Origin of the sequence: Aeromonas sp. 604443, from assembly GCF_049170315.1 — a bacterium.
Lineage (GTDB): Bacteria > Pseudomonadota > Gammaproteobacteria > Enterobacterales > Aeromonadaceae > Aeromonas > Aeromonas veronii_A.
In genome coordinates this window covers 679292-698194 of record NZ_JAAKMI010000001.1, presented here as the reverse complement: position 1 = coordinate 698194, position 18903 = coordinate 679292, and the positions used below count along the sequence as shown (strand labels likewise).

17 protein-coding genes are annotated in these 18903 nt (G+C 58.6%); 7 read left to right on the top strand and 10 right to left on the bottom strand.

What is annotated here, in order from left to right:
- The first annotated feature begins 276 nt into the window (after positions 1-276).
- From xdhA to xdhC, 3 genes are read left to right on the top strand one after another with little or no spacing between them, the layout of a single operon-like run.
- Positions 277-2595 (top strand): xanthine dehydrogenase molybdenum-binding subunit XdhA, encoded by a 2319-nt coding sequence (xdhA, locus tag G5380_RS03040; protein ID WP_421352346.1) that lies wholly within the window; start codon positions 277-279, stop codon positions 2593-2595.
- The gene (gene xdhB / locus G5380_RS03035; protein WP_216950836.1) at positions 2588-3466 is read left to right on the top strand and encodes a xanthine dehydrogenase FAD-binding subunit XdhB; all 879 of its coding nucleotides are present in this window, start codon (positions 2588-2590) and stop codon (positions 3464-3466) included. Before xdhA ends, xdhB begins: the two co-directional genes overlap by 8 nt.
- Positions 3463-3948, top strand: coding sequence for a xanthine dehydrogenase iron sulfur-binding subunit XdhC (gene xdhC / locus G5380_RS03030; RefSeq protein WP_201997639.1), 486 nt, complete (start codon positions 3463-3465; stop codon positions 3946-3948). The genes xdhB and xdhC overlap by 4 nt, the downstream gene beginning before the upstream one ends.
- 115 nt (positions 3949-4063) lie before the next feature.
- Here xdhC and G5380_RS03025 read toward each other — a convergent pair whose 3' ends face one another.
- Entirely contained in the window at positions 4064-4603 is a 540-nt protein-coding gene (locus G5380_RS03025; protein WP_031227576.1) for a glycine zipper 2TM domain-containing protein, read from the bottom strand.
- Between the two features lie 501 nt (positions 4604-5104).
- On the opposite strand from G5380_RS03025, the gene G5380_RS03020 reads away from it, so the two are divergent.
- Positions 5105-5293 carry a hypothetical protein gene (locus tag G5380_RS03020; protein WP_159158888.1) on the top strand — a complete coding sequence of 63 codons (189 nt, stop codon included), beginning with the start codon at positions 5105-5107 and terminating at the stop codon, positions 5291-5293.
- A gap of 62 nt (positions 5294-5355) precedes the next feature.
- Here G5380_RS03020 and G5380_RS03015 read toward each other — a convergent pair whose 3' ends face one another.
- Positions 5356-6882, bottom strand: a complete 1527-nt coding sequence (locus tag G5380_RS03015; protein ID WP_236095560.1) for a YfcC family protein — start codon at positions 6880-6882, stop codon at positions 5356-5358.
- Between the two features lie 665 nt (positions 6883-7547).
- On the opposite strand from G5380_RS03015, the gene G5380_RS03010 reads away from it, so the two are divergent.
- Positions 7548-9170: an acyl-CoA synthetase gene (locus G5380_RS03010; protein WP_421352345.1), complete on the top strand. Its 1623-nt coding sequence runs from the start codon at positions 7548-7550 to the stop codon at positions 9168-9170.
- Positions 9171-9269: 99 nt separating this feature from the next.
- Here G5380_RS03010 and G5380_RS03005 read toward each other — a convergent pair whose 3' ends face one another.
- Positions 9270-10559, bottom strand: a complete 1290-nt coding sequence (locus G5380_RS03005; protein WP_421172355.1) for a sensor domain-containing diguanylate cyclase — start codon at positions 10557-10559, stop codon at positions 9270-9272.
- A gap of 359 nt (positions 10560-10918) precedes the next feature.
- On the opposite strand from G5380_RS03005, the gene G5380_RS03000 reads away from it, so the two are divergent.
- Both G5380_RS03000 and G5380_RS02995 read left to right on the top strand, forming a co-directional pair.
- The gene (locus G5380_RS03000; RefSeq protein WP_421352344.1) at positions 10919-12055 is read left to right on the top strand and encodes a KAP family P-loop NTPase fold protein; all 1137 of its coding nucleotides are present in this window, start codon (positions 10919-10921) and stop codon (positions 12053-12055) included.
- A 57-nt stretch (positions 12056-12112) separates the two neighbouring features.
- Positions 12113-12385 carry a hypothetical protein gene (locus tag G5380_RS02995; RefSeq protein ID WP_421352343.1) on the top strand — a complete coding sequence of 91 codons (273 nt, stop codon included), beginning with the start codon at positions 12113-12115 and terminating at the stop codon, positions 12383-12385.
- A 33-nt stretch (positions 12386-12418) separates the two neighbouring features.
- On the opposite strand, the gene hisIE is transcribed toward G5380_RS02995, so the two are convergent.
- The 7 genes from hisIE to hisD form a co-directional block, all read right to left on the bottom strand.
- Entirely contained in the window at positions 12419-13039 is a 621-nt protein-coding gene (hisIE, locus tag G5380_RS02990) for a bifunctional phosphoribosyl-AMP cyclohydrolase/phosphoribosyl-ATP diphosphatase HisIE (RefSeq protein WP_421352342.1), read from the bottom strand.
- 128 nt (positions 13040-13167) lie between these two features.
- Positions 13168-13941 (bottom strand): imidazole glycerol phosphate synthase subunit HisF, encoded by a 774-nt coding sequence (hisF, locus tag G5380_RS02985; protein WP_019446757.1) that lies wholly within the window; start codon positions 13939-13941, stop codon positions 13168-13170.
- Positions 13941-14702, bottom strand: a complete 762-nt coding sequence (gene hisA, locus G5380_RS02980; RefSeq protein ID WP_421352341.1) for a 1-(5-phosphoribosyl)-5-[(5-phosphoribosylamino)methylideneamino]imidazole-4-carboxamide isomerase — start codon at positions 14700-14702, stop codon at positions 13941-13943. Before hisA ends, hisF begins: the two co-directional genes overlap by 1 nt.
- The gene (hisH, locus tag G5380_RS02975; protein ID WP_181224067.1) at positions 14703-15359 is read right to left on the bottom strand and encodes an imidazole glycerol phosphate synthase subunit HisH; all 657 of its coding nucleotides are present in this window, start codon (positions 15357-15359) and stop codon (positions 14703-14705) included.
- A complete protein-coding gene (gene hisB, locus G5380_RS02970) occupies positions 15359-16483 on the bottom strand; it encodes a bifunctional histidinol-phosphatase/imidazoleglycerol-phosphate dehydratase HisB (protein ID WP_421352340.1) in 1125 nt (374 codons plus the stop codon). Before hisB ends, hisH begins: the two co-directional genes overlap by 1 nt.
- A 15-nt stretch (positions 16484-16498) precedes the next feature.
- The gene (hisC, locus tag G5380_RS02965) at positions 16499-17569 is read right to left on the bottom strand and encodes a histidinol-phosphate transaminase (protein ID WP_421352339.1); all 1071 of its coding nucleotides are present in this window, start codon (positions 17567-17569) and stop codon (positions 16499-16501) included.
- Complete coding sequence (hisD, locus tag G5380_RS02960; protein ID WP_421352338.1) at positions 17566-18891, bottom strand: histidinol dehydrogenase; 1326 nt, start codon at positions 18889-18891, stop codon at positions 17566-17568. The genes hisC and hisD overlap by 4 nt, the downstream gene beginning before the upstream one ends.
- Positions 18892-18903: the final 12 nt, after the last annotated feature.

The window sequence follows — 18903 nt, the reverse complement described above, 5'->3', positions numbered from 1 at the left end:
GTTGGGGGGCCATCTCGATACCATTTTGATAAATCCCCCTACCAGATTGATAGGCTCCCACCCTTGCTCTACTCGCTCTGCCGATTTTTTCACCGCTGATGTGCCCCATTTGCTCAGGGGCTGCCCTTGGCTTGTCGCTTCGGGCCAACAAAAGCGGGCTAGATGGGATCCCCTTCACACTTCTCCCCATTCTCCTGACGATGGCGGGAAACAGGCGCATATCTTGCTGTTTTTTATGCCGGTTCCAGATTTTTCCATTCGAAAAAGGACTTGCATATGTCCATAGGATTACCGCTCAAGCGGGTGGATGCCGAGGCCAAGGTGACCGGCAGCGCCCGCTATACCGATGACAACATCATGCTCGGGATGCGCCACGCCAAGTATGTGCGCAGCAATATTGCCCACGGCAAGGTGCTCGCCATCGACGCGACCGAGGCGCTGGCCCTGCACGGGGTTGAAGCCGTGTTTACCCATGAAGATGTCCCTACCACCTGTTTTCGCACCGCCGGTCACGCCTGGTCCCTTGATGAGGAGAAACGGGATGTGAAAGACCGGCGTTTGCTCACCGACCATGTGCGTCACTTTGGTGATGGGGTCGCCATCGTGGTGGCGCGCGATCCGCTGGTCGCCGAGAAGGCTGCCGCCCTGGTCAAGGTGACTTACGAGCCGCTACCGGTGATGACGGATGCCGAAAGTGCGCTGGCCGACGATGCCTATCCCATCCACCCGAGCGGAAATCTGCTGCGCCAAAGCCAGCTTCGTGCCAATGACCCGGAGCAGGCCATCGCAGCGGCCGATCTGCAGTTTCAGGGGCACTACCGGACGCCGGTGGTGCAGCACTGCCATCTGGAGACGGTGACCTGCTACGCCTATATGGATCAGCCGGACCACATCATAGTGGTCAGCAGTACCCAGATCCCCCAGATAGTGCGCAGCCGGGTGGCCAAATCTCTCGGCCTGCCCTGGTCGAGCGTGCGGGTGATCAAACCCTATATGGGCGGCGGCTTTGGCAACAAGCAGGATGTGCTGGAAGAGCCGATGGCGGCGTTTCTGAGCTACAAGCTTGGCGGTGTGCCGGTCAAGGTGACCCTGAGCCGGGAAGAGTGCTTTTTTGCCTCCCGCACCCGCCACGGCTTTGCCATCGACGGCACCCTCGGTATCAACCGGGATGGCACCCTTAAGGGGTATCAGCTCGATGTGCTCTCCAACACCGGCGGCTATGCCTCCCATGGCCACTCCATCGCCAGCGCCGGTGGCAACAAGATCAGCTACCTCTATCCGCGCAGCGCCTTCGGTTATGACGCCAAAACCTTCTACAGCAACCTGCCCACCGCCGGTGCAATGCGCGGTTACGGCGCGCCGCAGGCGATTTTTGCCCTCGAGTGCATGCTGGACGATGCCTGCGCCGAACTGGGGCTGGATCCGCTTGATGTGCGCATCGCCAACGTGGCGCGCGAGGGGGATGTCAATCAGGTCAACCAGAAGACCATCTACAGCGCCGGGTTGCCTGAGTGTCTGCGCCGGGGGGGCGAGCAGTTCCAGTGGGAACGGCTCAAGGCCGAATGTCTGGCGCAGGATCCGGCAAGCAGGGTGCGGCGCGGCATCGGGGTTGCGTGTTTTAGCTACGGCTCCAACACCTACCCGGTGGGGGTCGAAATTGCCGGCGCCCGCATGCTGCTCAATCAGGATGGCACCGTCAATCTGCAGATCGGTGCCACCGAGATAGGGCAGGGGTCGGATACCGTCTTTGCCCAGATGGCGGCCCAGACGTTAGGCATTCCGTTTGAGCAGATCCGGGTCATCTCGACTCAGGATACCGACATCACCGCCTATGATCCTGGCTCGTTCGCTTCGCGCCAGAGCTATGTGGCGGCGCCCGCCATCCATCAGGCGGCGCTGCAGCTGCGGGCCCGCATTTTGTCGCTGGCGGCCCAACTCTGCCATCAGGATGTAGGATCGCTGACCCTGATCGACGGCTACGTGGTGCTGGCTGGCGCACCGGACAAGGTACTGATCAGCGTCGCCGAAGTGTCGGTCAACGCCTACTACCACCTCACTATCGGCGGTCAGATCACCTCCGAGGTCTCCCACAAGACCACCACTAACCCGCCCAGTTTCGGCTGCACCTTTGTCGATCTCAGCGTCGATATCGATCTCTGCAAGGTGACTATCAATCGCATCATTAACCTGCACGATGCGGGCAAGATCCTTAACCCGCAACTGGCGGAGGGACAGGTGCATGGCGGCATGGGGATGGGGATCGGCTGGTCCCTGTTCGAGGAGATGATCATCGATGCCAAGAGCGGCGTGGTGCGCAATCCCAACCTGCTCGACTACAAGTTTCCCACCATGCTGGATTTGCCAGAGCTTGAATGCGACTTCGTGCAGACCTACGAGCCCCAGTCGGTCTATGGCCACAAATCCCTGGGGGAACCGCCCATCATCTCGCCGGGCCCCGCCATCCGTAACGCCATTCGCATGGCGACCGGGGTGGCCATCAACGAGCTGCCCATCACCCCCAAAACCCTGTTTCGGGAGTTTGTCGCGGCGGGTCTGATTGGCGAGGGAGCAGGGGAGGAGCAACACCATGTTTGATATTGCCCGTTACTACAAGGCGCACAGTGTGGCCGAGGCGGTCGCCCTGCGTCAGGCCGACTCTGAGGCGCGTCTCTTGGCCGGTGGCACCGATGTGATGATCCAGCTCCATCACCTCAACGCCGCCTATCGCCATATCGTCGATATTCACGACTTGCCCGAGCTCAAAGGGGTGAGCGAGCTGCCTGATGGGTCGATCCGTATCGGCTCCGGCACCACCTTTACCGAGCTGATTGAAAACGAGCTGGTGCAGCGCCGCCTGCCGATGCTGGCCGAGGCGGCCGCCACCATCGCCGGCCCGCAGATCCGCAACGTCGCCACCTATGGCGGCAATATTTGCAACGGCGCCACCAGTGCTGACTCGGCGGCGCCGACCGTCGCGCTGGAGGCCGAGCTTGAGATTGCTGGCCCTAACGGTACGCGCCGCATCCCCATCGCCGGTTTTCACACCGGCCCCGGCAAGGTGGCGCTGCAACCGGCGGAAATTCTGGTGGCGTTTCACTTTGCGCCGGACTCGCACCCCCATGTGGGCTCCCACTACTTCAAATACGCCATGCGCGATGCCATGGATATCGCCACCATCGGCTGCGCCGCCTACTGTCAGATTGAGGATGGTCACTTCAAGCGCCTGCGGCTGGCCTATGGCGTGGCGGCCCCGACGCCGGTGCGCACGCCTCACGCGGAAGCGGCGGCCGAAGGGCAACCCCTGACTCGCGCCACACTGGCCGCCATTGCCGAGGCTGTGGTGGCCGATGTGGCACCGCGCTCCTCCTGGCGGGCGGAAAAAGAGTTTCGCCTGCACCTCATCAAAACCCTGGCGCAGCGGGTGGTCGCCTGCGCAGTCGAACGTGCCGGAGGGAAGATCCTATGATGCAACCGCAAAGCTGTCCCGCAGTGGAGATCCAGTGCGAGATCAACGGCAAGCCTTACTCCTATGCGGTGTCGCCCACCATGTCGCTGCTCCACTTCCTGCGCGGGCAGGGGCTTATCAGTGTGAAAGAGGGGTGCAGTGTCGGTGAGTGCGGCGCCTGTACCGTGCGGGTGAATGGCACTGCTATCGACAGCTGCCTCTATCTGGCGGTGTGGGCCGATGGCAAATCCATTCGTACCGTGGAGGGGGAGCGTAAGGGGAATGAGCTCTCCGATGTGCAGCAGGCCTTTATCGACGAGGGGGCGGTGCAGTGCGGTTTTTGCACCCCGGGCCTCGTGATGGCGAGCGCCGCTCTGCTCGACAAGACCGCACGTCGTCCGCTGACCGATGCGGAGATCCGCCGCGGGCTGTCGGGCAACCTCTGCCGCTGCACCGGGTATCAGAACGTGGTGCGGGCGGTGAAGAAGTGCTGCAAAGGGTGATAGTTCGGGTGCCGTGAGTGGTGCATGCTGTTGTGTGAGAAAGGAAACAAGCCGCCCAAAAACACAGGCCCGCCTCGAAAGAGGCGGGCCTGCTGCTGAGTAGCGCCAAGAGAAATCACACTTTTGGCTGGTCGATCACCAATTTGCCATCTTTGACCGGAATGGTGGCACCGGGGGCTTGCTTCATGCGGATCACCCCCTCCTGACCTGCGAGACGATAGGTCACGTCATAACCTATGGTGTTGACGCTAGTATCCTGCACCGTCTTGCAGCGCTGCTCGGTGGTGGTGTAGGTATCGCCCGCCTGCATATTGCCCTGCACCTGATTACCGGCATAGCCACCCGCGACTGCCCCGGCTGCGGTGGCCACCTTCTTGCCGCTGCCACCGCCAAACTGGTGGCCGACCACGCCCCCCAGCGCCGCGCCAACCACGGTGCCGAGGATCTTGTGCTCATCCTGTACCGGCTTGCGATGGGTCACGGTGACGTTGCGACACTCCTGTCGGGGAGTCTTGATGCTCTCGGTGATCGGCTTGCTGGCGATCACCTCGGCAAAGGTGGGCTGGGGTGTAAAGAGGGAGCCACTGGCCGCCGCCGAGAGTGCCAGGGCCGAGGCGATGCCAATACCGATACCTGCCATCATGGATCTGTTCATCTTGTTCTTCTCCTGCATACCCATACGGGCTGTTCCAATCTGGCGCCATCTTGTCACAACCGGCTGGCCGGACAAGGCGAGGGGGATGGGTCTGCGACAGGCGCTGGCAAGGTCAAAAAATAGCCACCATGAAAAAGTGTCTGACTTTGGCGACAACGGACTAAAAGTGACCAGTTTCCGGCGCATGGCGGGCTTTGCCAGTGTGATAAGGAGCAATTCGAGTCGCAATTTGCAAGGCGGGCGGTGAGCAGAATGCCAGAGTGGCAAAGTGCTGACGGGGGCAGGTCAAGGGAGGCTTTGAGCAAGGGCTCTGTTCGTTGAGATGGCCACGCAAGTGGTTGATAAATGGCTCCAGCCCCATCAGATGTTGGCCGATAAGAGATCACGGCAAGCATTTTGCTTTGATTGGGTGAAGCAGAGGGTGAGCGGGTCGGCAGACAACTGCGTAAGACCTGAAATGAAGAGGTTCACCCGAGATCACCGGATCAACGAGGGGGAGATATGTCAATGTTACCCAGCTGGATCACCCCAGCCATCCAGGCCAACATCATCACGGTGCAGCAGGCCGAACGTCTGCTCTCATCCCTCTACCGACCCCTGGCCGAGCAGGGAGAGGAGCTTCCCGCCGATATCGCCGATATCAGCCTTAAACTCTACTGCTTCCGCCAGCAGGGGAGGATGCGCCACTAAGGTTGGCAAAAGAACACCCCGCGCCAGGCACGGGGTGTTGTCACTCATGTATCACAGGCCCATCAGGCCAACATCACTTGCGCCACCAGCATCAGGGCGCCAAATCCCAGCACAAAGCCCACCATGGGCAGCACGAACTTGACCCACTTGTTGAACTGGATGCCGAGCATCTGCAGGGTGACCAGCACCAGTCCGGTGGGGGCCAGGAACAGCATGGCGTATTGGCCCCAGTTGTAGGCCGACACCACGATATAGCGGGGGATCATCACGGTATCTGCCAGCGGCGCCATGATGGGCATGGAGAGCACTGCCAGCCCGGAGGAGGAGGGCACCACCAGCCCCAGCAGGGTGAACACCAGCATCTGCGCCACCGCGAACACGGCGCCGTGCATGCCGGAGACCAGATCGGAGGCGTAGGCCAGAATGGTGTCCGAGATCATCCCCTGATCCAGCACCAGATTGACCCCCCGTGCCAGCCCGATGATGAGGGAGACCGCCACCAGCTCCGACGCCCCCTGAGTGAAGGCCTCGACTGCCTCTTTCTCTTTGAGACCCGAGATAAAAATGATGATGATGGCGATGGTCAGGAAGGAGGCTGCCATCTGCGGAAACCACCAACCGGCCATGGAGACGCCCCACACCATCAGCGGGAAGGCGAGGATAAACAGGGTCAGAATGATCTTGCGGCGCAGGGTGAAGGGCACCCCTTCGTCCATAGAGCCCTCTTTGAGAAAACGGGCGCGAAAGCTCTCTCTGTCCTCATAGGTGTAGGAGAAGGCAGGGTTGGCCTTGATCTTCTTGCAGTACCAGTAGAGATAACCGATCACCACCAGGGTGCCCACCAGACAGCCAATGGCGCGAAAGATCAGCCCCTCGGTAAAGGGAATGCCGGCGGCATTGGAGGCGATCACCACCGAGAAGGGATTGATGGTGGAGAAGGTGGTTCCCATGGAGGCGGCGAGGAAGATGGCCCCTACGCAGACGATGGAGTCATAGCCGAGCGCCAGAAAGATGGGCACCAGTATGGGGTAGAAGGCGACCGCCTCTTCCTCCAGTCCGCAGGTGGTGCCTCCCAGCGCCATTACGAAGCAGACCAGCGCCACAAACAGGAACTCGTTGCCCCGGGTCTTGCGCGACAACGCCACCAGCCCTGCACTGAAGGCACCTGTCTTGTTGATGACGCCGATCAGCCCCCCGAGCACCAGAATAAAGACGATGATATCCGCCCCCTCTATGGTGCCCTTGACCATGCTGACCGCCACGTCACCGAACCCCTTGGGCGCTTGCTCCAATCGGGCATAGGTGCCGGGAATGGCAATGGGCTTGCGGATGGTGCCGTTGGTAAATTGCTCCACCGCAATATTGATGTTAAGTTTTGCCAGGGCATCCTGGGTTGCGGGAAGTCGGCTTATTTCCCCCTGTGGGCTATTGACCATCAGACTTTCACTGGCTGGATTATAAGAGAGCTTGGCATAGGCGCCCGCCGGAATTATCCAGGTCAGTGCAATGGCCAGTAACATAATAAGAAACAGAATGGTAAATGCAGTAGGGAATTGTCTGCGTGGTGTGGTATTCGGCACGGCACACATAAAATGCTCCTTGATAAAGCAGGTTTGGGCTCGGCGGAATATCGGGTCGATAGGGTTTCTGCGTCATACATCCAAGGTACGCAAACTCACTGTGGATTGCGTAGTGATTGGCGAGAAATCTGGCCTGATATTGAACATCCGGTAGATTATTTCACGTTGTAACCGTAACCCGTGTGCGGCTGGATGAACATGGTGCCATGCTCGCTTTATGGGATGGCTCACAAAATTTATTTTCCATGGATTTAACAGCTGATATGAAATAAAAGTTATTATGCAATAACTATTTCACTTTTCGCTTAACGTGGGTTGCCTTAAATAAATGCCATGAAAATAGTTCGTGCCGAGATGAATGAAATGACATATAAAGCAGCTTTGGCGGAATAATATTCCACTATCGTCATCTTTCGTTATTCGCCAAAAAAAAGCCTGTGAAAAAATGGCACGCTTTCCCGTAACGCAATATTTTTTGCAACGAAAACAGAGGGCCCTGTTGGCAGAAGGCTGTCCCTGTCTAAGACGTTTTGCTAATACCTGCCGCCGCAGGCTCACTGTTAGGCTGTCATCCCCATAAGAGACCAGTGACGGGCAGGATGCCCATGTCGCTTGCTGATCTCTGATTGATCCCGAAACTGCCCGTTTTGTGCCACCTGTGAGGAAGGAATCCGATGACAGTGCAGAACATCTATGAGCGCGACCTTGCCAAAACCGCCGCCAATTTCGAGGCCCTGACCCCCATCAGCTTTCTGGGGCGGGCGGAGCGGGTTTATCCTGACTATCCGGCGCTGATCCACGGCTCGCTGCGCCAGAGCTGGGGCGAGACCGCCCGCCGTTGCCGCCAGTTGGCTTCGGCCCTGCGGCTTCACGACATCGGGGAGGGGGATACCGTCTCCATCGTTGCGCCCAATATCCCGGCGATGTTTGAAGCTCACTTCGGGGTGCCCATGAGCGGCGCTGTGCTCAACACCATCAATACCCGGCTCGATGCCGAGTCGATGGCTTTTATCTTCCAGCATGCCCAGAGCAAGGTAGTGCTGGTGGACAGGGAGTTTGGTGCCGTGGTGCGCAAGGCGCTGGATCTGCTGGAGCGCCAACCGCTGGTCATCGCTATCGACGATCCCCTCTACCGGGAGGGGGCGCTTGTTAGTGACCTCGACTATGAGACCTTTATTGCCACTGGTAACGGCGATGAACCCGGCTGGTTGCCGCAAGATGAGTGGCAGGCCATCTCCCTTAACTACACCTCCGGCACTACCGGCAACCCCAAGGGGGTGGTCTATCACCATCGCGGCGCCCACCTCAACGCCATCAACAACGTGCTCTCCTGGGAGCTGCCCAAACACCCCGTCTATCTCTGGACCTTGCCGATGTTTCACTGCAACGGCTGGTGCTTCCCCTGGACGCTGGCTGCCACCGCCGGGGTTAGCGTCTGTCTGCGTCATGTGCAGGCGGCCGCCATTTATGAGGCGCTGCACGAGCACAAGGTGAGTCACTTTTGCGCAGCGCCCATCGTGCTCAATATGCTCAACAATGCCGGCCCGGCGCTCAAGCAGGGGCTGGATCTCCCCATCAAAGTGATGACCGCTGGCGCTGCGCCTCCCGCCACCGTGATCGCCGGCATGGAGGCGATGGGGATCGCCGTGACCCACGTCTATGGCCTGACCGAAACCTATGGTCCCTGCGTGCTGTGCGAGCCGCAAAGACGCTGGCAGGGGCAGGATGCCACCACGCTGTCGCGTTTGAAGGCGCGCCAGGGGGTAGCCTCACCCCTGCAGGGGGAGATGCGGGTCATCAATCCGGTCAGTGGCGAGCCGGTGGCCAAGGATGGAAAAACCATGGGGGAGATAGTGCTGCGGGGCAATGTGGTGATGAAAGGCTATCTGAAAAATCCGGCGGCCAGCGCCGAGGCGATGGCGGAGGGGTGGTTTCGCAGTGGGGATCTGGCGGTGTGGCACCCGGATGGTTATGTGGAGATCAAGGACAGATCCAAGGACATCATCATCTCCGGCGGGGAGAATATCTCCAGTCTGGAGGTGGAAGATGTGCTCTATCGCCATCCCGATGTGGACGAAGCGGCGGTGATCGCCATGCCCGATGAGAAGTGGGGGGAGGTGCCCTGCGCCTTCGTCAAACTGAAAGAGGGGCGAGAGACCACCCAGGCGGAGCTGATCGCCTTTTGCCGGGAGCAGATGGCCCACTTCAAGGCCCCCAAACGCATCATCTTCACCCCGCTGCCGAAGACCTCCACCGGCAAGGTGCAAAAGTTTGTGCTGCGCAAACAGCTGGGTTAGGTGCTAATCGAGCGTGAGTGAAAGCAGCGTGCAATAGGATGACTAAGCTGTCGGGATAAATGCAGCAAGGGAAGTGGGAGTGCCTGACTGGCCAGCCAGCTATCGTGCCTTGCACGCGACGCAGTTGCGGCCGCTCTGTTTGGCCTGATAGAGCATCTGATCGGCGCGCGCGTAGAGGCTCTCCATCTGCTCCCCCTTGCTATTTTCCACCAGCCCGGCGCTGATGGTGATAACCAGCTCATCCCCATCGGCAAGGGGTAACGGGCTTTGCATCACCTGCTTGCGCAGCCGTTCGGCCAGTGATGCGGCGGCCGAGAGGGTGGTGTTGGGCAGCAAGATGGCAAACTCGTCACCGCCGATGCGGGCCAGCACATCTTCGCTGCGCAGCACCGATTGCATCACCCTGCCCAGATGGATCAGCGCCTGATCGCCCAGCGGGTGACCGTAGCGATCGTTGATGCATTTGAACTGATCCACATCCAGCACTATCAGCACCGAGGTGAGCTGGTGGCGCATGTTCATACTCAGGTTCTTTTCGCACACCTCGAAGAAGAAACGGCGGTTATAAAGTCCGGAGAGGCTGTCACGAACCGATTGATATTGCAGTTGTTCCTTGAGCTGGTGCAGCTCGGTGATATCGGAGGAGATACCGATCAGGGTGGGGGTACCATCAGCCAGCTTGAAGGGGACTTTGACAGACCAGTAGTAATGTTGCTTGCCTTCGGTATCGGTCAGTGACTCTTCACCGGCTTGCAGCTCACCCGTTTCGAACACCCGGTTGTCCAGCTGCCACAGCTGGTTGGCTCCGTGTGGGGAAAACAGCTCATTATCGCTGCGGTTGATGATCTGTTCGGCGGGTAAACCGAGCAGGGCACACACCTTCTGATTGACGTAGAGAAAGCGGTGCTGGCTGTCCTTCATATAGATATGGGCATCCACATTGGCCAGGATGATCTCCAGCAACTGATGCTGCTCGGCCATACGGGCCTCAATCAGCTTGTGTTCCGTGATATCGGTGGAGATGCCGCACAGACCGATCAGGTTGCCATCTCGGTCGTACATCGGCTTTTTCACGCTCCAGTAGACCCGTTTTTCTCCCGTGGGTTTGAGGTAGTTGATCTCCTCCCGGGCGATGGCGACCTGCTGCTCCAGCACCTGACGATCATTTCGTCTCAGATCTTCCGAGAAGTCGAGGTCAAAAAAGGCGCGATCATCCTTGCCTTGCAGTTCGGCCAGGGTACAACCAAAGAGATCCAGCACAGCCTGATTGGCATAGATATAACGGCCATCCAGATCCTTGGTAAAGAGGTAAGCCCCCATCTCGTTAAAGATGGATCTGAGGTGATCCAGCTCGTGCTGCAATCGGGTGGAGAAGGGTTCATCCTTCATGAAGTTGGCCATCCTTGGGTCGCTGTGATTGGTTGGCTGAACACGAGGCCAACGTGCATCAACTGCTTTAAATTAAGCACTCTTCACGGCATATTTCTCATTTATTTCCGCAGGTTCTGCGTTATGTCACATGGTTGTAACCTCTGAGCAAATCAAAGGAAATCAGTTGAGTCCATGGTTGTTGAGATAGCTTGCCACCATGTATCGACCCTCTATCATCGGCTCTCGGCAGAGAAGTTGAACAACAGCTAAATAAACCTCCCCAAGTGGCAAAAAGGGTAACGAACAGGTCTTTAGTCAAACTATTTCCTCGGTGTCCCTGATATCATCTCCAGCAACGCAATATGGAGAGATACGAGATGGCAGTGGCACCGTTTAATTGGAATGACACAGTTCAGTGGGACGGGCCGGGGGCCATTGCGGGTAGCGAAGAGAGTTTGAGCGCAGATCGGCTGGATCGCGCCCGCTATGCCGAATTTCTGACCAACTACCTCGCCGCCGAAGGCAAGCAGCGCAACTATGTGCTCAACCTCAATGCCGAGTGGGGGGCGGGTAAAACCTGGTTTATCAAGCGCTGGTATATGGAGCTGAAAGCGCACTATCCGACCGTCTATATCGACGCTTGGCAGCAGGACTTTTCCGATGATCCCTTATTGACGGTGATTTCGTCGATTATCGATCAATTGAGAGATGCAACGGGAAATAAGGTTGCCATACCTGATGGCATCAAGTCCAAACTATTGGGTTTGCTCAAAGTTGGCGGGAAATTGGTGCTCAAGTCAGCCATTAAAAAAGCTGGATGGGAAGATAGTGATTTTTCTGTGGAAGGCGAAGACGCAGATAAGCTGGTTGATACACTTTGCAGCAATCACAAAGAGCGTTATGAATCTATTCAGTATCTTAAACAAGAGATCCGGCAATGGGTTGAGGGAGCTGTTGGTTTAAGTGAAGGAGAACTGGATTATCCCGCATTCATTTTGATAGATGAGCTGGATCGCTGTCGCCCCTCTTATGCAGTAGAGATGCTTGAGACCATCAAGCATATTTTCGATATTCCCGAAGTGGTTTTTGTATTGGCCACGGATACCGAGCAGTTACAGCATTCTATCAAGGTCATTTATGGTGAAGGATTTCATGCATCTGCTTATCTAAGACGTTTTTTCAGGCGGCAATTTGCCTTAAAGGAAATATCAAAAGCGTCATTTATTGAAAGCTACATGACTCTTGATGATGCATTATTTGAGCACCTTTTTCCAAGATTTAAAACAATAGGCGAATTTTTATTGTTGCTATCTGTGCTCGCAGATGCCTTTAGTCTTCAGCTTAGAGATATTGAACAATACATAGACAAAGTAAAGGCTGCAATATCAAACTTTAGTGATAGTTTTGATTTGGTCATTTTTTCCATACTTCTTTTAGCCAAAGAGCGTGAGCCTGAGCTATATAGACAGATAGTTAGTTTAGAATTATCACTTAGAAATGATAGTAAAAAGTAAGTCTCCAACATTGGGTTCTACGAGCGATTTAAATCTAATAAAGAGTTAGGTTTTTATTTGCCTTGGGAGAACAATAGCTCAGAGCTTTTAAAAGCTGAAGTAAGTATATCAAAATACATAGGTTGTTTCTTTTTCTCCATCAAAAATAAAGCTCAATTAGTTGCCGCAAAGGAAGCTATTTCGATAGGGGGAGTATTGGGTAAATATTCAATGGATTCATTTGCCGAGGCTAGACATGAAGAAGCGCTACTAGCATATTATTTGGCAAATCAAAATATCAATATTAATTATTATCAAGATCTGGTTGAGCTAGCATGCAATTTAAAATAGAAATGGGCATAAGCCCATTTCTAAACATGAATATTATTTTTGATGCCGCTCATAAAGCCGCTGAACGACATCCTGTAATCCCAGCCCTTCGTTTTGCAGTAGCACGGTGAGGTGGTAGAGCAGATCGGCGGATTCGTTGATGAGCTCCTCCCGATCCTTGGCCATGGCGGCCAGCGCCACTTCAACACCTTCCTCACCGACTTTCTGGGCGATGCGCTTGGTGCCTTTGCCGTAGAGGCTGGCGGTGTAGCTGGTGGCCGGATCGGCCCCTTTGCGGGCTGCCAGCACCTGCTCCAGCTCCGCCAGAAAACCGAGGGGCGGCAGTGGGTGACCATGGAAGCAGGAGGTTGTGCCCTTGTGGCAGGTGGGGCCGACGGGGTTGGCGGCAATCAGCAGAGAGTCCTGATCGCAGTCGGTGCTGATGGCCACGAGTTGGAGCACATTGCCCGAGCTTTCACCCTTGGTCCAGAGCCGCTGTTTGCTGCGGCTAAAGAAGGTGACCTGACCGGTAGTCTGGGTCTTCTCCAGCGCCTCGCGGGTCATAAAGCCCTGCATCAGCACCTCGCCGCTGGCGGCATGCTGGACGATGGCGGGGATCATGCCATCGCATTTTTCCCAGTCGAGCTGTTCAATTAATAAGTTGGAATTATGCACGGGTATCGGCTCCTCTATTATCAGACCGGCACTCTGGGCGGGGGATCATGGCGCATTTACACTTTTCCCAGTCGAGCTGCTCGGCAAGAGGGCGCGCGCTGGCGGTTGTTTGTGTGTTATCTGAGAAGTTATTCACGGATGGCGACTCCTTCGGTTTTCAGCCAGCGTTTCAATTCGGGAATGGGGATAAGACCCTTGTGGAACACAGAGGCGGCCAGCGCCCCGTCCACATCGGCGAGGGTGAAGGCATCGCGAAAGTGCGCCATGGCACCGGCGCCGCCGGAGGCAATCAGCGGCACCTTGCAGACGCTGCGCACCAGTTTGAGCTGGTCGAGATCATAACCCTGACGCATGCCGTCCTGATTCATCACGTTCAGCACGATTTCGCCTGCGCCTCGTTTCTGCACCTCCTGTACCCAGTCGAGAGTGTGCCAGGCGGTGGTGCGGGTGCGACTCTCGTCACCGGTAAACTGTTTGACCTGATAGTGGCCCGTTTCGGCGTCGAAGTAGGAGTCAATGCCCACCACCACGCACTGCACGCCAAAGCGCTCGGCCAGTCGGCTGATAAGGGTCGGATCGGCCAGCGCCGGAGAGTTGATGGAGACCTTGTCGGCGCCAAATTCAAGGATCTGGCGGGCATCTTCGACGCTCTTGATGCCACCGGCGACGCAGAAGGGAATATCTATCACCTCCGCTACCCGGCTCACCCAGCTCTTGTCCACCACCCTGGCATCGCTGGAGGCGGTGATGTCATAGAACACCAGCTCGTCAGCGCCCTCTTCGGCGTAGCGGCGCGCCAGCTCGACAATGCCGCCCATCACCTCGTGGTTGCGAAATTGCACCCCTTTGACCACCACGCCATCTTTCACGTCGAGGCAGGGAATAATGCGTCTTGCCAGCATCAGTTGCCTCCTCTGGTAACGGCCGCGGGGGCTTGCCAGCAGGCGATGGCGTCACCCACCGAGAACTTGCCCTCCAGCAGGGCGCGGCCAAGGATGATCCCCTTGACGCCGGAGCCCTTGAGCGCCTCGATATCCGCGATGCCTCCAATGCCGCCGGAGGCCTGAAAGGCGACGCTCGGGTAGCGGGCGCAGAGATCCCGATAGAGCTCGACGTTGGTGCCAGCCAGGGTGCCGTCACGGCTGATGTCGGTACAGAGCACATGCTTGAGCCCGGCGGGGAGGAAACGCTCGATCAGCGCTTCAATGGTCACACCGCTGTTCTCCTGCCAGCCTGCCACCGCGATATGGCGATTGCCCTGCTCATCGATATTGACGTCCAGCGCCAGCACGATCTGCTCGGGGCCATATTTCTCCATCCAGCTCGCTACCAGATCCGGGGATTTGACGGCGGTGGAGCCAATCACCACCCGGCTGGCACCGGCGGCCAGCAGATCTGCCACATCCTGCTCCGTGCGCACGCCGCCACCGACCTGCACCGGTGCTTCGGTGGCCGACAGCAGTTGGGTCAGCAGGGGCAGCTGGCGCGCCTTGGCATCCTTGGCACCGTCCAGATCCACCAGATGGAGTTGCACCGCCCCCTGGGAGACATATTCGTCGAAGCGGGCCTGCGGGCTGCTGCTGTATTCGGTCTTCTGCTCGTAGTCCCCCTGATAGAGGCGAACTACCTGACCGTTGATAAGGTCAATTGCGGGAATGATCATTCATAGCTCCAGAAAATTTTGCAGCAAACGGGCACCGGCTGCGCCTGAGCGCTCCGGGTGGAATTGGGCGCCGAAGAAGTTACTGTGCTCTGCAACCCCACCGACGATGGCGGTAAACGGCTTGCCGTAGTCGCAGGTCGCCAGCGTCGCTTCGGTTACCTCCAGCGCATAGGAGTGCACGAAGTAGAAGTAGCTGCCGCTCGGGATCCCCTTGAGCAGGGGATGGGTCTCGTCATGCTCAATCTGGTTCCAGCCCATGTGGGGCAGGCGCATGCTTGACTGGTGTAAGGTGCCCACTTCCATCAGCCGGATCTTGCCCGGCACTATGCCAAGGCAGTCGATAAGCCGCTCTGACGAGTCATCCGTACCCATGCTCTCTTCGGAGGCCTCTGCCAGCATCTGCATGCCGAGGCAAAAGCCCAGCAGCGGCTGCTTGGCGGCGCGAATGAGCGGTACCAGCCCGCGCTCGTTGAGGTTCTTCATGGCGGCCACCGCGGTGCCGACGCCGGGCAGGATCAGCTTGTCCGCCTGCTCGATATCGGCCGCCACGCTTGAGACCAGCGGCTGCACGCCGAGGCGTTCGAACGCCATTCTGACCGAGGCCAGATTCGCGCAGCCGGTATCGATGATGACCAGCTTCTGCTTGCTTACATCCATCACAGCACTCCCTTGCTGGAGGGAAGCTCGCTCCCTTCCACCCGAATGGCCTGACGCAGGGCGCGGCCAAAGCCTTTGAACAGTGCCTCCACCTGATGGTGGGTGTTGCCGCTGCTCACCTTCATCTGCAATGTGATGGCCATGGCATCCGACAGCGAGCGGAAGAAGTGGGGCACCATCTCGGTGGCCATCTCGCCCACATTGTCGCGGCCAAAGCCGCTCGGGCAGTCGAACACGAAGTAGGGGCGACCGCTGAGATCCAGCGCCGTGCTCACCTCCTGTTCGGTCAGCGGGCGCGCATCGATCACCGCTTGTACCTCGTCCATCGCCAGCACGAAGCCGAAACGGCCGATGCCGCGCTTGTTGCCAAGGGCCTGACGCAGTGCCTGACCCAGCGCCAGCCCTACATCCTCTACCGTGTGGTGATCGTCGATATGCAGATCGCCGCTGACGTTCAGCTTGAGCTGGAAACCGGCGTGGGTGGCAATTTGATCCAGCATGTGATCAAAGAAGCCGATACCGGTGGCGATCTGGTTGCCGCCGCTCTTGTTTGTGGCAGAAGGGTCCAAATCCACCGCTACCTGAATACGGGTCTCCTTGGTGTAGCGTTCCACCGAGGCTACGCGCCCCTTGGATAACAGCTGATCACGGATGGCGAGCCAGTTGTGATCCTGCGGGTGGTAGCGAATACCGCCAATGCCCATGTTCTCGGCCAACTGCAGATCGGTCTGGCGATCGCCAATCACGAAGGAGTTGGCAAAGTCGATGCGACCAGAGGCGAGGTACTCCTTCACCAACCCGAGGTGGGGTTTGCGGCAGCTGCAGCCGTCGGTCGGGAAATGGGGGCAGATCAACACCTGTTCCCACTTCACCCCTTGCGATTCAAACAGGTGCATCATCAGGTCGTGGGGGGGCTGGAAGTTCTCCAGCGGCAGGCTGGCAGTGCCCAGCCCATCCTGATTGGTCACCATCACCAGCACGTAGCCGGCGGCCTGCAACTCGCGCAGCACCGGAATGACCATGGGCTCGAAGCGCAGCTTGGCGAGGCTATCCACCTGCTTGTCGGTCACCGGCTCTTCAATCAGGGTGCCGTCGCGGTCGATAAACAAAAACGGGGTCTTCATCGCTACATCCTTGTTTTAAAGAGAGGGAGAGGGCAGATCACGCAATACGGCCAGCACGGCATCCATCTCGCCCTGATAGCCGATGGTGACGCGAATGCTGTTATCAAGGCCGGGTTTGGTCGAGAAATCCCGCAGTATGATGCCGGCGGCCTTCATGGCGGCAAAGACGGCGGCGCCATCCACAAAGCGCACCAGCACGAAGTTGCCCTTGTCTTCGAATACTTCCTTCACGCAGGCAAGCGTTGTCAGCTCTGCCTTGAAGGCGGCTTTTTGCTTGTTGAGTTCGACCACTCGCTCGCGCATCAGCTCCAGTCCCATGGGGGAGAGGGCTTGCGCCGCGATCTGGGCGATAGGCTCGGGGATGGGATAGGGGGCGATCACCTTGGCAAGCATGGCGATCAGCTCGGGGCTTGCCAGCGTAAAGCCGCAGCGGATCCCCGCCAGGGCAAAAGCCTTGGAGAGGGTGCGGGTCACCACCAGATTGGGGAAGCGGGCCAGCAGGTCCACTACGGACGCCTCGGGGCAGAACTCGATATAGGCTTCGTCCACCACCACGATGGTGCGATCCCGGGCTTTCTCCAGCAGGGCTATGAGACCGTCGCGACCCACCAGATCCCCGGTGGGGTTGTTGGGGGAGCAGAGAAATACCAGTTTCACATCAGACAGACGGTCCGCGATGGCGGGCCAGTCCGGCTGGCGGCTGGCGGTTAGCGGCTGCTCGACGATGCCGACGCCACAGGTCTCGGCGCTGATGGCGTACATGCCGTAGGTAGGCGGGCAGATGAGGATCTGATCCTCACCCGCTTCGCAGAAGGTGCGAATAAGCAGCTCGATGGCCTCGTCGGCGCCGCGGCTCACCAGCACCTGATCGGGATTGACCCCGGCGTAGGCGGCATAGTCGTTCACCACCTCGGCTGGTTGGCACTCGGGGTAGCGGTTGAGGCGGCTCCCCTCGATGGTGAAGGGATAGGCCTGCGGCGCCTCGTTGGCGTTGAGCCAGACGTGGCCCTTGCCGCCGATGCGGCGGGCGGATTGATAAGGGGTGAGGGCCCGCACCACGCGGCGCGCCAGATTGGCAATGCTCATGACAAATCCTTCTGCTGTGCTGTTGGTTGGGGCGCGGCGGCCAGGGCGTTCAATCTGAGGGTGACGGCATTTTTGTGGCCATCGAGCCCTTCGGCCTCTGCGATGCGCTCGACGATGGGGCCAAGGCCCTGAATGCCGCGCTCGCTCAGCTCCTGCACCGTGTAGCGGCGCTGATAATCGGCGAGGCCAAGGCTCGAGCAGGTGCGGGCATAGCCATAGGTAGGCAGGGTGTGGTTGGTGCCGCTGGCGTAATCGCCGACCGACTCGGGGGTCCATGCTCCCAGAAAGATGGAACCGGCGTTCTCGAGTTTATCCAGCAGATCGCGCGGGGCGCGGGTTTGCACGATCAGGTGCTCCGGTGCATAAGCGTTGGAGATGGCGCAGGCTTCTGCCAGATCGTCACAGAGGATCACCAGACTGCTGCCGAGCGCCTGGGCGGCGATATCGCGGCGGCTCAATTTGGCCAGCTGGCTCTTGATCTCCCCTGCGATGGCATCGGCCAGCAGGGGCGAGGTGGTCACCAGCACGACCTGACTGTCTGGGCCGTGCTCGGCCTGGGAGAGCAGATCCGCTGCCACGAAGGCGGGGTTGGCGCTCTCGTCGGCAATCACCAGCACCTCGGAGGGGCCAGCGGGCATGTCGATGGCAGCGCCGCGCCAGTCGCGGGATACCTGCCCTTTGGCTTCGGTCACATAGGCGTTGCCCGGGCCGAAGATCTTGTCCACCTTGGGAATGCTCTCTGTGCCGTAAGCCATGGCGGCGATGGCCTGGGCGCCGCCGATGGCGAACACCTTCTCGACGCCGCAGGCGCGGGCGGCAAAAAGGATCTCGTCGCTGGCGGGGGACGGAGTGCAGAGCACCACTTCAAGGCAACCGGCAATAGCAGCCGGAATAGCCAGCATCATCACGGTGGAGGGGAGTGGCGCGCTGCCCCCCGGCACATAGAGGCCGACCCGACTGATGGGTTGGGTGCGCAGCTCGCACACCACCCCGGGCTGGGTCTCGACTCGCACCACCGGCTGCACTTGAGCGGCGTGGAAGGTGCGAATGTTGGCAATGGCCGCTTCGATAGCATTTTTGATGTCGTTATCCAGCCGCGCGCAGGCGGCTTCAATCTCGACTTCGCTGACGCGCAGCTGCTCACGGGGGGCACGCTCGAAGCGCAGGCTCAGCTCGCGCAGGGCCTCATCGCCACGGCTGCGCACCGCGGCGATGATATCCCGCACCACGGCGCCAATATCGGCCTCGTCATTGAGAGCGGGCCGAGTCAGCACGTCGGCCTGCTGGGCAGGGGAGAGGGTCTTCCAGATCAGGGTCTGCATGATGTCCCTTCC

What these genes read in the sequence shown, in the direction of transcription:
- xdhA (WP_421352346.1), top strand. Translation starts at nt 277, where the DNA reads ATGTCCATAGGATTACCGCTCAAGCGGGTGGATGCCGAGGCCAAGGTG.
- xdhB (WP_216950836.1), top strand. Translation starts at nt 2,588, where the DNA reads ATGTTTGATATTGCCCGTTACTACAAGGCGCACAGTGTGGCCGAGGCG.
- xdhC (WP_201997639.1), top strand. Translation starts at nt 3,463, where the DNA reads ATGATGCAACCGCAAAGCTGTCCCGCAGTGGAGATCCAGTGCGAGATC.
- G5380_RS03025 (WP_031227576.1), bottom strand. Translation starts at nt 4,603, where the DNA reads ATGAACAGATCCATGATGGCAGGTATCGGTATTGGCATCGCCTCGGCC.
- G5380_RS03020 (WP_159158888.1), top strand. Translation starts at nt 5,105, where the DNA reads ATGTCAATGTTACCCAGCTGGATCACCCCAGCCATCCAGGCCAACATC.
- G5380_RS03015 (WP_236095560.1), bottom strand. Translation starts at nt 6,882, where the DNA reads ATGTGTGCCGTGCCGAATACCACACCACGCAGACAATTCCCTACTGCA.
- G5380_RS03010 (WP_421352345.1), top strand. Translation starts at nt 7,548, where the DNA reads ATGACAGTGCAGAACATCTATGAGCGCGACCTTGCCAAAACCGCCGCC.
- G5380_RS03005 (WP_421172355.1), bottom strand. Translation starts at nt 10,559, where the DNA reads ATGAAGGATGAACCCTTCTCCACCCGATTGCAGCACGAGCTGGATCAC.
- G5380_RS03000 (WP_421352344.1), top strand. Translation starts at nt 10,919, where the DNA reads ATGGCAGTGGCACCGTTTAATTGGAATGACACAGTTCAGTGGGACGGG.
- hisF (WP_019446757.1), bottom strand. Translation starts at nt 13,941, where the DNA reads ATGCTGGCAAGACGCATTATTCCCTGCCTCGACGTGAAAGATGGCGTG.
- hisA (WP_421352341.1), bottom strand. Translation starts at nt 14,702, where the DNA reads ATGATCATTCCCGCAATTGACCTTATCAACGGTCAGGTAGTTCGCCTC.
- hisH (WP_181224067.1), bottom strand. Translation starts at nt 15,359, where the DNA reads ATGGATGTAAGCAAGCAGAAGCTGGTCATCATCGATACCGGCTGCGCG.
- hisB (WP_421352340.1), bottom strand. Translation starts at nt 16,483, where the DNA reads ATGAAGACCCCGTTTTTGTTTATCGACCGCGACGGCACCCTGATTGAA.
- hisC (WP_421352339.1), bottom strand. Translation starts at nt 17,569, where the DNA reads ATGAGCATTGCCAATCTGGCGCGCCGCGTGGTGCGGGCCCTCACCCCT.
- hisD (WP_421352338.1), bottom strand. Translation starts at nt 18,891, where the DNA reads ATGCAGACCCTGATCTGGAAGACCCTCTCCCCTGCCCAGCAGGCCGAC.